The 14216-nt window shown below is 67.3% G+C and carries 11 protein-coding genes; 7 read left to right on the top strand and 4 right to left on the bottom strand.

Annotation, left to right across the window (positions count from 1 at the left end; genetic code table 11):
• Positions 1-130 precede the first annotated feature (130 nt).
• Both EXU32_RS00360 and EXU32_RS00355 read left to right on the top strand, forming a co-directional pair.
• Complete coding sequence (locus tag EXU32_RS00360; RefSeq protein ID WP_130628113.1) at positions 131-733, top strand: DoxX family protein; 603 nt, start codon at positions 131-133, stop codon at positions 731-733.
• Positions 734-872: 139 nt separating this feature from the next.
• Positions 873-1325, top strand: a complete 453-nt coding sequence (locus tag EXU32_RS00355) for a pyridoxamine 5'-phosphate oxidase family protein (protein WP_130628112.1) — start codon at positions 873-875, stop codon at positions 1323-1325.
• 30 nt (positions 1326-1355) lie between these two features.
• On the opposite strand, the gene EXU32_RS00350 is transcribed toward EXU32_RS00355, so the two are convergent.
• The 4 genes from EXU32_RS00350 to EXU32_RS00335 all read right to left on the bottom strand — a co-directional run bounded on the left by EXU32_RS00350 (position 1356) and on the right by EXU32_RS00335 (position 5929).
• Complete coding sequence (locus tag EXU32_RS00350) at positions 1356-2237, bottom strand: universal stress protein (RefSeq protein ID WP_130628111.1); 882 nt, start codon at positions 2235-2237, stop codon at positions 1356-1358.
• Between the two features lie 317 nt (positions 2238-2554).
• Complete coding sequence (locus EXU32_RS00345; protein ID WP_130628110.1) at positions 2555-3202, bottom strand: response regulator; 648 nt, start codon at positions 3200-3202, stop codon at positions 2555-2557.
• Positions 3203-3243: 41 nt separating this feature from the next.
• Positions 3244-4188, bottom strand: coding sequence for a universal stress protein (locus tag EXU32_RS00340; protein WP_130628109.1), 945 nt, complete (start codon positions 4186-4188; stop codon positions 3244-3246).
• Positions 4189-4237: 49 nt separating this feature from the next.
• Positions 4238-5929 carry a sensor histidine kinase gene (locus EXU32_RS00335; protein ID WP_130628108.1) on the bottom strand — a complete coding sequence of 564 codons (1692 nt, stop codon included), beginning with the start codon at positions 5927-5929 and terminating at the stop codon, positions 4238-4240.
• Between the two features lie 214 nt (positions 5930-6143).
• Here EXU32_RS00335 and EXU32_RS00330 point away from each other — a divergent pair, with 214 nt between their 5' ends.
• Genes EXU32_RS00330 through narI form a run of 5 tightly spaced genes read left to right on the top strand, consistent with a single transcriptional unit; the run spans position 6144 to position 14203 of the window.
• On the top strand, positions 6144-7376 hold the full coding sequence (locus EXU32_RS00330) for an MFS transporter (RefSeq protein WP_242612840.1): 1233 nt from the start codon (positions 6144-6146) through the stop codon (positions 7374-7376).
• An 8-nt stretch (positions 7377-7384) separates the two neighbouring features.
• Positions 7385-11128: a nitrate reductase subunit alpha gene (locus tag EXU32_RS00325; protein WP_130628107.1), complete on the top strand. Its 3744-nt coding sequence runs from the start codon at positions 7385-7387 to the stop codon at positions 11126-11128.
• Entirely contained in the window at positions 11128-12777 is a 1650-nt protein-coding gene (gene narH, locus EXU32_RS00320) for a nitrate reductase subunit beta (protein ID WP_130628106.1), read from the top strand. The genes EXU32_RS00325 and narH overlap by 1 nt, the downstream gene beginning before the upstream one ends.
• Positions 12774-13478 carry a nitrate reductase molybdenum cofactor assembly chaperone gene (gene narJ, locus EXU32_RS00315; RefSeq protein WP_130628105.1) on the top strand — a complete coding sequence of 235 codons (705 nt, stop codon included), beginning with the start codon at positions 12774-12776 and terminating at the stop codon, positions 13476-13478. The genes narH and narJ overlap by 4 nt, the downstream gene beginning before the upstream one ends.
• The gene (gene narI, locus EXU32_RS00310; RefSeq protein ID WP_130628104.1) at positions 13475-14203 is read left to right on the top strand and encodes a respiratory nitrate reductase subunit gamma; all 729 of its coding nucleotides are present in this window, start codon (positions 13475-13477) and stop codon (positions 14201-14203) included. Before narJ ends, narI begins: the two co-directional genes overlap by 4 nt.
• Positions 14204-14216: the final 13 nt, after the last annotated feature.

Raw genomic sequence — 14216 nt, 5'->3', positions numbered from 1 at the left:
AGGGCCCAAGGTCCCGGCACCTGACCGCGCGTCCCGAAGACGGGTCCTTGGTCCCTGTCGTGACGGTAGCGACCACGTCACGGTGGAGTCACCAGCACCCAACTCGCTGGCTTCACCTAGGAGACATTCGATGAGCACCTCAATTCGCAGCCGGAGCGATGCCGGCGACCTCCACGTCGGGTCCAGCAACGTCAGCTCGGCAGGCCCCTCCACCCATCCGGTGGCCCGTTGGGCGGCAGCCGCCGCCCGGCTGGCTCTCGGATGGGTCTTTCTCTGGGCCTTCCTCGACAAGCTCCTCGCCCTCGGCTTCTCCACAGGACGGGACGCCGAGAGCGGGGTGGTTGACATCTTCGGCCCGGCGGCCTGGGTTCACGGAGGCTCCCCGACCCTGGGCTTCCTCACGTTCGGCACCAAGGGTCCGCTCGCCGACTTCTACCAGAGCTTCGCCGGGGCAGCCTGGGCAGACTGGGTGTTCATGGTGGGTCTCGCCGCCATCGGGGTCGCGCTCGTGCTCGGGGTCGGGATGCGCATCGCGGCCGGGTCCGGCGTCCTCATGCTCGTCATGATGTGGAGTGCTGCCCTCCCCCCGGAGAACAATCCCTTCATGGACGACCACCTCGTCTACGCCATCGTGCTCGTCCTGCTCGCGGGTCTGGGCGCCGGACGCACCCTGGGCCTCGGTGGCTGGTGGGAGCGCCTTCCCTTCGTGCAGCGACACCCCGTGCTCAAGTAACCCCCATCCACCCTTTGAGCGGCTCGGCTCCCCGACGGGGATGCCGGGCCACGCTCGTGCCCCGACGGGGTTTGGCGTCCACGGACCAGTGGGACCTTTGGCCCTGGGGCTTGCCTCCGGACGACGTCAGGCTGAGGGCATGGACACCAACCAGCGGCAGCCGGCGCAGCCGGAGATCCCATCTGAGATTCGTGAGCTCCCGCGCGACAAGTGTTGGCAACTCGTCCGTGACAGCCTGGTGGGGCGGCTTGCCGTCGTCCACGACGACGCACCGGACATCTTCCCGGTGAGCTTCGTCGTCGACCACGGGACCGTCGTGCTGCGCACCGCCGCCGGGACCAAGCACGACTCCGCCCGCAACCGCATCGTCGCCTTCGAGGTGGACGGCTACGACCTTGACACCGCCGAGGCCTGGAGCGTCGTCCTGCGCGGTCGAGCGACCGAGGTGTACGCCATGGATGAAGCGATCGAGATCATGAACCTGCCATTGTCCCCATGGGCGCCCGGGTCCAAGCCCCACCTGCTGCGCATCACGCCCGACGTGGTCACGGGTCGTCGGTTTGTGATCCACGGCGGAGAGCCCCGGGCCTGACCATGCTCAGGAGGCCAGGCGTGTTGGGTCTCAGTCAGCGGCGTGGACGACGACCAGCGGGCACGCACGGCCGGTGTCGTGCAACAAACCTTGGCTCACCGACCCAAGAAGCAGACCGACGAAGCCTCCGCGGCCACGACTTCCCACGACGATGACTTGCGCGTTGCCAGCTGCGTCCAACACCGCCTCGACGGGGTACTGACGCGTGAGGATCTTGCGAACCACAACGTCCGGGAACTTCTCGATCCACGGGGCCAAGGAGTCGTCCAACACCGTCTGAGCGCCGTTCTCGACCCCTTCGACCATGGGGTCAGGCAACCAGGAATCCGACAGATGGTTGGGAATGTCCAGCCACCACGCGTGCACGGCCACCAGTGGAGCGGCAACATCCGACGACCACTGGAAGGCGAACTCGAGCGCCGCACGACCCTGATCCGATCCGTCGACGGCCACGACGATGGGCGCCGTGGAATCCCCGCACACTGGACGGTCCACGACGACGACCGGACAAGACGCGTGCGCGGCCACCTGTGCTGAGGTCGACCCCCAGAAGGCCTCCCCGATGGCGCTCTGCTCGTGGCGGCCAACGACGACGAGCTCAGCATTGGCTGATGCATCGACGAGCGATGCAGCCGGCGACCTCGGCCGGGACTCGACCGAGATGGCGACCCCAGTCGCCTTGGCCGCGTAGCTCTTCGCCTCGTGGACGAGCTTGGCAGTGACCTCGTCGCGCCACGGCGGAACTGCACTCATCTCCGGAGCAGTGAAATACTCAACCCCACTGGCCACGAGCATGACGAGCGGGATCTCGCGCCGCTTGGCCTCCGCCTGTGCCCAGTCAAGCGCCGGGTCGCCGTCACCGCTGCTGACATATCCCACAACCACGCGTCGTGCAGTTCCGTTGCTGTTCATCGTCTTCTCCCGCTGCTCGCGAATCTGACACCTTCACCATCGAGTCGCCCGCCGGGCTCGCACAGGGCCATTGGTCCCGCTACGTGTGGGAGGCGGTGACCCCCCGGAGACGGAGCACACGCTCACATGTCGGATTTCGGATTGGTGCTGGAAGACGTGTGACGGGCGCAGTCCTGCCCCCGTCCACCAGTCGCTGCTCGTACCGGCTCCATGGCTCTCCCCGGGCCAGGAGCGGCATCACGTCGTGAGTGCCATCAGCACGCCGCCACCCTGACCTGCGTCCGAAGCGCACAGCTCGACGAACGGGGGTGATCGACTCAGCGAGTCGGTCGACCGTCCTGGGCCCCGTGACTCGCGATGTAGACGGCCGCCTGGGTCCTGCTCTCCATCCCCATCTTCGCGAGCACCGAAGTGACGTAGTTCTTCACCGTCTTCTCTGCCAGTGACATCGAGACACCGATCTGGCGGTTGGTGAGACCTTGTGCGATGTGTTCGAGGATGCGGCGCTCCTGGGGCGACAGCGGGGCCAACCGCGGGTCCTGCGCATCACGGCCCCAGCCGGTGCGCAGGCGAGCCACGACACCGTCATCGAGCAAGTTCTCGCCGGTGGCGACGCGGCGGATGGAGTTCACCAGGTCGGACCCGCGGACGTCTTTGAGGAGGTACCCCGCAGCACCGGCCAGCACTGCCGCTCTGAGTGCGTCGTCGTCGTCGTAGGAGGTGAGGATGAGGCCGACGATCGTCGGGTCGACGGACCGGACGTCCCGGCACACGTCGATCCCGGAGCCGTCGGGGAGGCGCGCGTCGAGGACCATCACGTCGGGTCGCATGGCGGGGATACGACGAGTGGCTTCGAGCGCGCTCGCGGACTCTCCGACGACGGCGATGTCGTTCTCGACCTCGAGGAGCTCGCGGAGACCGCGGCGCACCACTTCGTGGTCATCGAGCAGGTAGACGCGCACCATGCTGATCACACTCCTTCACACAGAGACTAGGGCCGAGTCGATCAGACGGCGCCGGTCCTGACCACGGCAAGGGGCACCTCGCTCTGCCGCAAGGCCGCCCGTGACACCGAGCCCAGCATGAGTCCGGCGAACCCTCCGGCGCCTCGCGAGCCCACCACGAGCATGCCCGCTGAGGCCGATGCCTCGAGGAGGACGCTGGCGGTCGGCCCGTGCCGGACGTCCTTGGAGGTCACTACCTCGGGATGCAGCTCATGGACCAGAGCAACGGCCGATCGCACGTGCTCGTCAGCCGCGCCGTGCCCTGACCCGGGCACCCCGCCATGCGCGCCGGGAAGGCCCCCTGCGCAGTCAGACATCCACGGCTCAGGAGCCCGAGGGGTCCAGGCGGACAGGATGAGGAGTTCAGCCCCGGCGAAGGCCGCTGCGTCAGCCGCGAAGGTCACGGCCTGATCCGATGAGGCCGAACCGTCGACACCCACGACGACTGGATGGTCGGGCCCAACCAGGTGTGGTGAGTCTCCGGGAACCACGACGACCGGGCACCGCGCATGAGCCCCCAGGGCGAAGGACACGGAACCCAGGCTGTCCGCGGGCATAGCGGCACGCCTGCCGACGACGAGGAGCGAGGCGGTCGACGACTCCATGACCAGCTCGGCCGCCGGATTGCCGACTGCGCCCTTCCCTCGCACCTTGAGGTCGGGACACAGCCCGGCGACACGCCCGGCGCCACGCCGTGCCACACGGGCAGCACGATCCTCCACGTGCTTCGCCTCGACAGCTCCCACCCCAGCCGATGTCCCCGGCTGGGTCGGCCACGCGGCATACGCGACGGTGAGAGGGAGTCCGCGCGCGTCGGCGTAGCGCGCCGCCCACATCAGGGCAGTGGTGGCCTCGCGCGACTCGTCGTACCCGGCAACCACCGTCCCACCGCCGATGGCGGTCTTCGGATGGGTGAGGACGCTTCGCCTGTCGGGGATGCCGGTCATGGCACGACACTGCGTGCGGACCCGGGCGCTGCACAGGGACCTTGGTCCCTCACGCCAGGTCGTCCTCGCCGGCTGGAACGCTCCACACGAGGCGCGTCCCCGAGGGCTCGTGGCGCTCGACACGGAGCTCACCACCGCGCTCGTCTGCCCGTCTCGCAAGGTTGGCCAGGCCCGAGGACCGAGTCCGGTCGGGGTCGAGACCCTGACCGTCGTCCACGACGGTGACCACCACACCGCCGCTGGCCTCCACCGACACCTGGACGCTGGTGGCGCTCGCGTGCCTGGCCACATTGCTGAGTGCCTCGCGAAGGACGGCGAGCACATCGGCCTCCAGCTGTTCCGGCAGGTCGTCCGTGCGCCCCACCAGGCGAAGGTCAGGTGGGAAACCGAGCGTCACCGAGGCGTCCCGGCAGACCGATGTGATCTCGCTGGCAAGGTCGCGGGCCACAGCTGGTCGATGCAGCGCGAAGATCGTGTGGCGAATGTCCTTGATGGCGGCATCGAGGTCGTCGACAGCTCTTTCGAGGCGGGGCCGCACCGCGTCATCGCTCAACCGAGAGGCTGACTGGAGCGACATCCCGGTGGCAAAGAGCCGCTGGATCACGTGGTCGTGCATGTCGCGGGCGATCCGGTCCCGGTCCGCGAAGAGCTCCGCGCGAGCCCTCTCGGTGTGGGCGGTCGCGGCCACCAGGGACACGGTCAGCTGTTCGGCGAATCCGCTCAGCTCGGCCAGGTGACTGGCCCGTTCTTCGACCGTCCAGTCGAGGACGATCACACCCATCGGGGTGTTACCCACTGCCAGGGGGACGGTGGACCTCGTGCCGGTGGAGCCCACCGTGTCCAGGTGAACCGTCTCGCCGTCGGCCAACATTGCCGCGCGAAGACCGAGATCCCCCACGGAGGTGCCCACGGGTGGACCGGTCCCTGTCGACGCGACCACCACGACATCGGTGCCTCGGGTGAGAGCGACGAAACACGATGATGCCTGCGTCAGGTCGGCCACCCGGTGTGCGACCTCGGCCAGGACCACGTCCTGGGCCTCGCCGGCCAGCAGGCCCTGAGTGGCACGACCGGCCGCCTCGGCCCAGAGCTGTTGGCCCCTGGCACGGTCGTAGAGTCGAGCGTTCTCGATGGCGACTCCCGCTGCTGCAGCCAGGGCCACGAGGATCGCCTCGTCATCCTGGCTGAAGTTCTTGGCGTGCTTCTTGTCCGTGAGGTAGAGGTTCCCGAAGACGTCGTCGCGGATGCGGACCGGCGCTCCGAGGAAGCTGGTCATGGGCGGGTGGTTCGGTGGGAAGCCGTAGGACTTGGGGTGCTCTCCGATGTCGGACACCCGCTGCGGTTGGGGGCTCGAGATGATCAGGCCGAGGAGTCCGTGCCCACGCGGCAGTGGCCCGATGGCGGCGCGCCCCTCGTCTGTCAGACCGTGCGTGACGAACTCGACGAGCTCCTCACCGCTGGGCCCTAGGACCCCCAGCGCTCCGTAGGTCGCGTCCACCAGCTCACAGGCAGAGACGACGATGCGGTGAAGGACATCGGCGAGGTCGAGGTTCGAGCTGACGGCCACGACGGCGTCGAGCAAGGACGCCATGCGCACCTGCGACTCGCGGGCCACACCCGCCCGCGCCCGCAGCTCCTCGAGGAGGTCATCCAGCTCGAGGGCGGACAGGGGCCAGAGCGAGGCCGCAGCGGGACCCGATGGGCCCTGCGTCTCCTGGCCATGCCTGCGCTGCTCTGCCATACGCCCAGCGTATGCCGCGCGCCGGCCACGAGGACCGGCCGACCGTCGCAGAAGGACGGGACCTTTGGCCCTGACGAATCTCCTCCCTTCGCGATGGTCTTGGGGGGTGAAAGCACACCTGCCCGACATGCCGCGTGACATCAGACCGTCCATTGCCAAACCCGGCTCGGTGGTCCAAGGTGGGCCGAAAGAGACCCAACGAAGGGGCGCCATCGTGACGAAGGGCGGTACCTCCGACAGCGTGATCACGTCGGCGATCAGGTCACCGTGGGTGATGCTGGCCATGGCCACCGTCGGGTTTGCGGTGACCTTCTGGGCGTGGGCACTCATCAGCCCGCTCGGTCCCCTCTTCCGGACGACAGGGACCCTCGGCACCCTCACCGAGTCCGACGTTGCCCTCCTTGTCGCGGTTCCCGTCGTCGTGGGATCCCTCGGACGCATCATCGTCGGCGGACTGACCGACCGCTACGGCGGCCGGATCATGTTCCCGATCATCTCGGGCGTGACCATCCTCCCGGTCCTCTTCATCGCCTTCTTCGCCCTCGATTCCTATGCGCTGCTCCTTGTCGGCGGTTTCGTCCTCGGCATCGCCGGCACCTCCTTCGCCGTCGGCGTGCCCTTCGTCAACGCCTGGTTCCCACCCGAGAAGCGTGGTCTGGCCATCGGCATCTTCGGCGCCGGCATGGGTGGTACCGCGATCAGCGCCCTGACCACCGTCAAGCTCACCGAGGCACTGGGTGCCAAGTCCCCCTTCCTCATCACGGCTGCCGTCCTGGCCGTGTATGCCGTCGGGTCCTGGCTGATTCTTCGTGACGCACCCGGCCGGGTCGTGCCCACCACCTCGCTGGCGTCGCGGATCTCGGCCAACTCCAAGCTCGCCATCACCTGGCAAGCCTGCCTGCTGTATGCCGTCGCCTTCGGTGGGTACGTCGCGTTCTCTGTCTACCTGCCCGCCTATCTCAAGACCGCTCATGAGCTCACTCCGGCCAGTGCGGCCAACCGCATGGCTGGCTTCGTGCTGATCGCTGTCCTCATGCGTCCCATCGGAGGCTGGCTCGCTGACAAGTTCGGCGCGATCCCGGTGCTCGCGACGGGCTTCGCCATCGTGGTCGTGGGCGCCGGCATCTCGGCAGGAGCACCACCGCTCCACGGGATCGGCACCATCGCATTCCTGGCCATGGCCGCCGCGCTCGGTAGCGGGAGCGGCGCCACCTTCGCCCTCATCGCCAAGGTCACGGAGCCGTCCCGGGTCGGGGGCGTGACCGGTCTGGTCGGTGCTGCTGGAGGCCTCGGAGGGTTCGTCCCGCCACTCGTCATGGGATACGTGTACGGCCGCACCGACTCCTACGCCATCGGGCTCTGGATGCTCAGCGTCACTGCGGCCCTGGCCCTCGTTCTCACCGTCACCGTCGTCCGACGAACCGTTCAAGGACAGGAAACGCATTGACTCCCTCCATGAAGAACTCCACGCCCACCCCTGGAATGGACGGCTCTCTCGTCGAGGCCCTCGTCCGCAGCAGGAGGTTCTTCACCCGTGGGGTCGTCTCCGACGACCTCCGGTCGATCTCTCAGGTGGGAGGACGAGAGGCAGACGACTTCTACCGCGATCGCTGGAGCCACGACAAGGTCGTGCGGTCCACGCACGGCGTGAACTGCACCGGCTCCTGCTCGTGGAAGGTCTACGTCAAGGACGGGATCATCACGTGGGAGACCCAGCAGACCGACTACCCCTCCGTCGGTCCGGACTCGCCCGAGTACGAGCCGCGAGGTTGCCCCCGTGGCGCAGCATTCTCCTGGTACACCTACTCTCCCACGCGAATTCGCTACCCCTACGTGCGTGGTGTCCTGCTCCAGATGTTCCGTGAGGCGAAGGCACAGCACGACGGCGATCCGGTCCGGGCGTGGGAGCACATCGTCGAGAACCCGGCGCGGGCCAAGGCGTACAAGTCCGCGCGGGGCAAGGGCGGTCTGGTCCGGGCGACATGGGAAGAGGCCAGCGAGATCATCGCCGCGGCGCACGTCCACACCATCAAGAAGTACGGACCGGACCGGGTCGCCGGCTTCTCGCCCATCCCCGCGATGTCGATGGTCTCCCACGCCTCCGGCGCCCGGTTCGTGAACCTCATCGGTGGCTCCATGCTGAGCTTCTACGACTGGTACGCAGACCTGCCCGTCGCATCCCCGCAGGTCTTCGGCGACCAGACCGACGTCCCCGAGTCCGGTGACTGGTGGAACGCCGGCTATCTCATCATGTGGGGGTCCAACCTCCCGGTCACCCGGACCCCTGACGCGCACTGGATGGTCGAGGCCCGCTACCGCGGCCAGAAGGTCGTCGCCGTGGCGCCGGACTACGCAGACAACGTCAAGTTCGCGGACGAATGGCTACCGGCCAAGCCCGGCACCGACGCCGCCCTGGCCATGGCGATGGGGCACGTCGTGCTCAAGGAGTTCTTCGTCGACAAGGACACGCCCTACTTCACGGAGTACGTCAAGACCTACACGGACCTCCCGCACCTGGTCCGCCTGGAGGAGGCCGGCGACGGCGAGTACGTCGCGGGCAAGTTCCTCACTGCCTCGGACCTGACCGGACACGTCGGTGACGAGAACGCCGAGTTCAAGACGGTTCTCATCGACTCGAAGACCGACGAGGCCGTGGTGCCCAACGGGTCGCTGGGTCACCGCTACGGGGAGACCGGGGTGGGCAGCTGGAACCTTGACCTCGGAGAGGTCGACCCGCTCCTCTCCCTTCTCGAGACGGCGACCGAATCAGTCATCGTGCGCATGCCGCGTTTCGACACTCCTGACGGAGCGTCCACCGACCTACCCCGAGGGGTCCCCGTCCGCCGCGTGGACGGGCACCTCGTCACCACGGTCTTCGATCTGCTCATGGCGCAGTACGGCGTCGGCCGAGCGCACCGGGGAGAGCCGTTGCCCGGGCTGTGGCCGACCGGCGACAACGAGGGTTACGACGACGCAGAGTCGCCCTACACCCCGGCGTGGCAGGAGGCCATCACCGGTGTCCCGGCTGCCACCGCCGCCCGGATCGGTCGCGAGTTCGCCCAGAACGCCGAGGAGTCCAAGGGGCGTTCGATGATCGTCATGGGCGCGGGCACCAACCACTGGTTCCACTCCGACACGATCTATCGGGCGTTCCTCACCCTCACGAACCTCACCGGCTGCCAGGGCGTCAACGGTGGTGGCTGGGCCCACTACGTCGGTCAGGAGAAGGTCCGTCCGATCACCGGCTACACCCAGATCGCCAACGCTCTCGACTGGAACCGCCCGCCGCGCAACATGATCCAGACCGCGTACTGGTACCTGCACACCAACCAGTTCCGCTACGACCAGTTCGGTGCCGACACTCTTTCCGCCACGACCGGCAAGGGGCAGCTCGCAGGCAAGTCCACCGCTGACGTCCTGGCCCAGAGCGCCCGGATGGGCTGGATGCCGTCCTACCCCACCTTCGACCGCAACCCGCTCGACCTCAGCGACGACGCTGCGGCTGCGGGCACACCGATCGGCGAGTACGTCGTCGACCAGCTCAAGTCCGGCGATCTGGACTTCGCCGGAGAGGACCCGGACGCACCGAAGAACTATCCGAGGATCCTGTCGATCTGGCGAGCCAACCTGCTCGGCTCGTCCGGCAAGGGCAACGAGTACTTCCTCAAGCACCTGCTCGGCACCGACTCCTCCGTCCGAGCGACCGAGACACCCGAGGGGCAGCGACCAGTCGACGTGACCTGGCGCGACGAGGCACCCGAGGGCAAGCTCGACCTGCTGATGACGATCGACTTCCGCCAGACGAGCACGACGATCTTCTCCGACGTCGTCCTCCCCGCAGCGACCTGGTACGAGAAGCACGACCTCAACACCACCGACATGCATCCCTTCGTGCACTCCTTCAACCCCGCCATCGCACCGCCGTGGCAGACCCGCACCGACTGGGATGCCTGGCAGACGATCGCCGAGACCTTCAGCGAGCTCGCCGCCACCCACCTCGGTGTCCGCAAGGACGTGGTGGCGGTGCCGCTCACCCACGACACCCCGGATGCGATGGCCAACCCGCACGGCGTCGTCCGCGACTGGAAGAAGGGTGAGTGCGAGCCCATCCCCGGGGTCACCATGCCCAAGCTGGTCGAGGTCGAGAGGGACTACGGCGCCGTCGCCGAGAAGATGAACGCGCTCGGTCCGCTGGTGGACTCCCTCGGCGCCACCACCAAGGGAGTCACCTTCGAGCTGGGCGAGCAGGTCGAGTACCTCCGGGCCAAGAACGGTGCCGTACGCGGCGGCGTGGCCGACGGCCGACCGTCCCTGAAGAAGGACGTCAACGTCTGCGAGGCGATCCTCGCCTTGTCCGGGACCACCAACGGGCACCTGGCGACCCAGGGGTTCAAGACCCTTGAGAAGCGCACCGGCGTACAACTCGCCGACCTGGCCGAGGAGCACGAGGGCAAGCAGATCACCTTCGCCGACACCCAGGGGCCCCCTGTCCCCGTCATCACCTCACCGGAGTGGTCGGGCTCGGAGACGGGCGGGCGGCGATACTCCCCCTTCACCATCAACGTCGAGCGCAAGAAGCCTTGGCACACCCTGACCGGGCGGATGCACTTCTACCTGGACCACGACTGGATGACCGAGCTCGGCGAAGGCCTGCCTGTCTACCGACCCCCGTTGAACATGGCGGCGCTGTTCGCCGAGCCCGCCCTGGGCACCGTGTCCGACGGTTCGGCCGGACAGGTCGAGGGGCTGACCGTGCGCTACCTGACGCCGCACAACAAGTGGTCGATCCACTCGGAGTACCAGGACAACCTCTTCATGCTCTCGCTGTCACGCGGTGGCCAGAACATCTGGATGAGCGACCGGGACGCCGCCAAGGTCGGCATCAAGGACAACGACTGGATCGAGGCGGTCAACCGCAACGGCGTCGTCGTGGCCAGGGCGATCGTCTCCCACCGCATGCCCGAAGGAACGGTGTACATGTACCACGCACAGGACCGGCTGATCGACGTACCGCTCGCCGAGACGTCAGGCAAGCGCGGCGGCATCCACAACTCCCTGACGCGGCTGCTCGTGAAGCCGTCCCACCTGATCGGGGGCTATGCCCAGCTGACCTTCGCCTTCAACTATCTCGGCCCCACCGGTAACCAACGTGACGAGGTCACGATCATCCGCAAGCGCAGTCAGGACGTGACGTACTGATGAAGGTCATGGCACAGATGGCGATGGTCATGAACCTCGACAAGTGCATCGGGTGCCACACGTGCTCGGTCACCTGCAAGCAGGCGTGGACCAACCGCTCGGGCACCGAGTACATCTGGTTCAACAACGTCGAGACCCGTCCGGGGCTCGGCTACCCGCGCACCTACGAGGACCAGGACAAGTGGAAGGGCGGGTGGGACATCGCCAAGAACGGCCGCCTGAAGCTCAAGGCCGGCGGACGTCTGAAGAACCTGATGACGATCTTCTCCAACCCCAAGCTGCCCTCCATCGACGAGTACTACGAGCCGTGGACCTACGACTACTCCACCCTGACGGACGCGCCGGCCCAGGAGCACACCCCGGTGGCGCGGCCCAAGTCGTTGATCAGCGGCAAGAACATGAAGATCGAGTGGTCCGCGAACTGGGACGACGACCTCGGTGGCTCCACCGCCACGGCGCATCGCGATCCCATGCTCAAGAAGATCGCCGACAAGGTGAAGTTCGAGTTCGAGCAGACCTTCATGTTCTACCTGCCGCGGATCTGTGAGCACTGCCTGAACCCCTCGTGCGCGGCATCGTGCCCCAGCGGCGCGATCTACAAGCGCGAGGAGGACGGCATCGTCCTGGTCGACCAGGACAAGTGCCGTGGCTGGCGCAAGTGCGTCTCGGGCTGCCCCTACAAGAAGGTCTACTTCAACCACCGCACGGGCAAGGCCGAGAAGTGCACATTCTGCTTCCCACGCATCGAGGTCGGTCTCCCCACGGTCTGCGCAGAGACCTGCGTGGGCAGACTGCGCTACATCGGCCTGATGCTCTACGACGCCGACAAGGTCCTCGCAGCGGCCTCGACGACCGACGACACGGGCCTCTACGAGGCCCAGCGCGACGTCTTCCTCGACCCCTTCGACCCGGAGGTGATCCGCGAGGCCGAGGCTGCGGGCATCGCCCGTGACTGGATCGACGCTGCCCAGCGCTCCCCCATCTACGCGCTGATCAACACCTTCAAGGTCGCGCTACCACTGCACCCGGAGTACCGCACCATGCCCATGGTCTGGTACATCCCGCCGCTCTCACCGGTCGTGGACGTCGTCGCCGAGACCGGGGAGGACGCCGAGGACAAGGGCAACCTCTTCGCCGCGATCGACGCCCTGCGGATCCCCGTCGAGTACCTCGCCGAGCTCTTCACCGCCGGCGACGTCGCACCCGTCGACGCCGTGCTCAAGAAGCTCGCAGCGATGCGCAGCTACATGCGCGACATCAACATGGGACGCGATCCCGACGCCTCGATCCCTGCCGCCGTCGGGATGGGCGAGGAGGAGATGTACGACATGTACCGTCTCCTCGCGATCGCGAAGTACGACGAGCGTTACGTCATCCCGTCCGCGCACGCCGAGCAGGCCCACTCCCTGGAAGAGCTGTCCACGGAGTGCTCCGTCTCCGAGTACGGCGGTGGGCAGCACGACCTCTTCGGAGAAGGCTCCGGCACGCCGACACCGATCGCGGTCGAGAACTTCGAGATGCTGCAGGACCGGCAGACATCCGACTCCCTCTCCGGTCCCGAGAACAAGCGCAGCCGCGTCAACCTCCTCAACTGGGATGGCAAGGGATCACCTCCTGGGATGTTCCCCCCGAAGGGCTCCGACACATGAGCACACGACGCACGGGCCCCTCTCTGCCCCCCGACCAGCTCACCATCGTGTGGCAGTCGGTCTCGCTCCTCCTGGACTACCCGGACCAGGACCTGCTCGATCGAGCAGACGTGCTCAGGGCGGCGTCCCACGGTGTGCCCCTCACCATCGGTGACTCCATCCGCGCCTACCTCGACCATCTCGAGGCCACGCCGCTCCCCGAGCTTCAGGCCGACTACGTCGAGACCTTTGACACCAGACGACGGTGCAACCTCTTCCTGACCTACTTCGCCCACGGGGACACCCGCAAGCGAGGGATGGCGTTGCTGCGCTTCAAGCAGATCTTCCTGGGTGCCGGCTTCGAGCTCGACGACGCAGAGCTGCCCGACCACCTCTGCGTGGTGCTCGAGTTCGCCGCCACCGTCGACCAGGGCCTCGGCCGCGACCTCATGCTCGACCATCGAGCGGGACTGGAGCTCCTGCGCATCTCGCTGAGGGACCTGTCTTCGCCCTGGGCGAGTCTGCTCGACGCGGTGACTGCGACCTTGCCGCCGCTTCGCGGCGAGGAGCGGGACGCAGTCCGGCGTCTCGCGGCCGAGGGGCCACCCGAGGAAGAGGTCGGGCTCGCCCCCTTCGCCAGCCCGCAGTTCAGCCCGGGCGCGGCCACCGCCCCATCACCCATCCAGCTGCCCATGCCATCGTTCCCAGGAGCCCGCACATGAACGAGTTCCTCTTCGTCATCGTCCCGTATCTCTGCCTGGCGACCTTCGTGGTCGGCCACGTGTGGCGCTACCGATACGACAAGTTCGGGTGGACCACCAGGTCGTCCCAGCTCTACGAGAACCGCCTGCTGCGGATCGGGAGTCCGTTGTTCCACTTCGGGATGCTCGGAGTCGTTGCTGGCCACATCATCGGCCTGCTCGTGCCGCAGTCCTGGACGGACTGGCTCGGCATCAGCTACCGCGCGTACCACGTGGTGGCCGTCGGGGGCGGCCTCCTGGCCGGAGTGGCGACGGTGGTCGGCATGCTCATCCTGATCTACCGACGACGCACCGTCGGCCCGGTCTTCTCGGCGACCACGGTGATGGACAAGGTGATGTACGCCTTCCTCGCCGTCGTGATCGTGCTGGGCATGTGGAACACCATCGCCGGGTCGATCCTGACGATCGGCGGCGAGTACAACTATCGCGAAGGGGTGTCCGTCTGGTACCGATCCTTCCTGGCCTTCCAGCCCGATGCAGCACTCATGGGCGACGCACCGCTCGGGTTCCAGCTGCACGCCCTGGTCGCCTTCGGGCTGTTTGCGCTGTGGCCCTTCACCCGACTGGTCCACGTCTTCAGCGCACCGCTCGGCTACCTCACCCGTCCGTACATCGTCTACCGCAGTCGGGATGACAGCCGGCTCGGCAGCCACCGGCCACGGCGTGGCTGGGACCGGGTGGGCTGACGTGTGCGCATCG

The sequence above is a fragment of the Janibacter limosus genome (genome assembly GCF_004295485.1).
Lineage (GTDB): Bacteria > Actinomycetota > Actinomycetes > Actinomycetales > Dermatophilaceae > Janibacter > Janibacter limosus_A.
The sequence above is the reverse complement of the archived record's forward strand: the minus strand, read 5'-3'. Positions and strand labels throughout refer to the sequence as shown.

Bases quoted from the DNA above. Each gene is read 5' to 3' on its own strand.
- EXU32_RS00360 (WP_130628113.1), top strand. From the start codon at position 131: ATGAGCACCTCAATTCGCAGCCGGAGCGATGCCGGCGACCTCCACGTC.
- EXU32_RS00355 (WP_130628112.1), top strand. From the start codon at position 873: ATGGACACCAACCAGCGGCAGCCGGCGCAGCCGGAGATCCCATCTGAG.
- EXU32_RS00350 (WP_130628111.1), bottom strand. From the start codon at position 2,237: ATGAACAGCAACGGAACTGCACGACGCGTGGTTGTGGGATATGTCAGC.
- EXU32_RS00345 (WP_130628110.1), bottom strand. From the start codon at position 3,202: ATGGTGCGCGTCTACCTGCTCGATGACCACGAAGTGGTGCGCCGCGGT.
- EXU32_RS00340 (WP_130628109.1), bottom strand. From the start codon at position 4,188: ATGACCGGCATCCCCGACAGGCGAAGCGTCCTCACCCATCCGAAGACC.
- EXU32_RS00335 (WP_130628108.1), bottom strand. From the start codon at position 5,929: ATGGCAGAGCAGCGCAGGCATGGCCAGGAGACGCAGGGCCCATCGGGT.
- EXU32_RS00325 (WP_130628107.1), top strand. From the start codon at position 7,385: ATGAAGAACTCCACGCCCACCCCTGGAATGGACGGCTCTCTCGTCGAG.
- narH (WP_130628106.1), top strand. From the start codon at position 11,128: ATGAAGGTCATGGCACAGATGGCGATGGTCATGAACCTCGACAAGTGC.
- narJ (WP_130628105.1), top strand. From the start codon at position 12,774: ATGAGCACACGACGCACGGGCCCCTCTCTGCCCCCCGACCAGCTCACC.
- narI (WP_130628104.1), top strand. From the start codon at position 13,475: ATGAACGAGTTCCTCTTCGTCATCGTCCCGTATCTCTGCCTGGCGACC.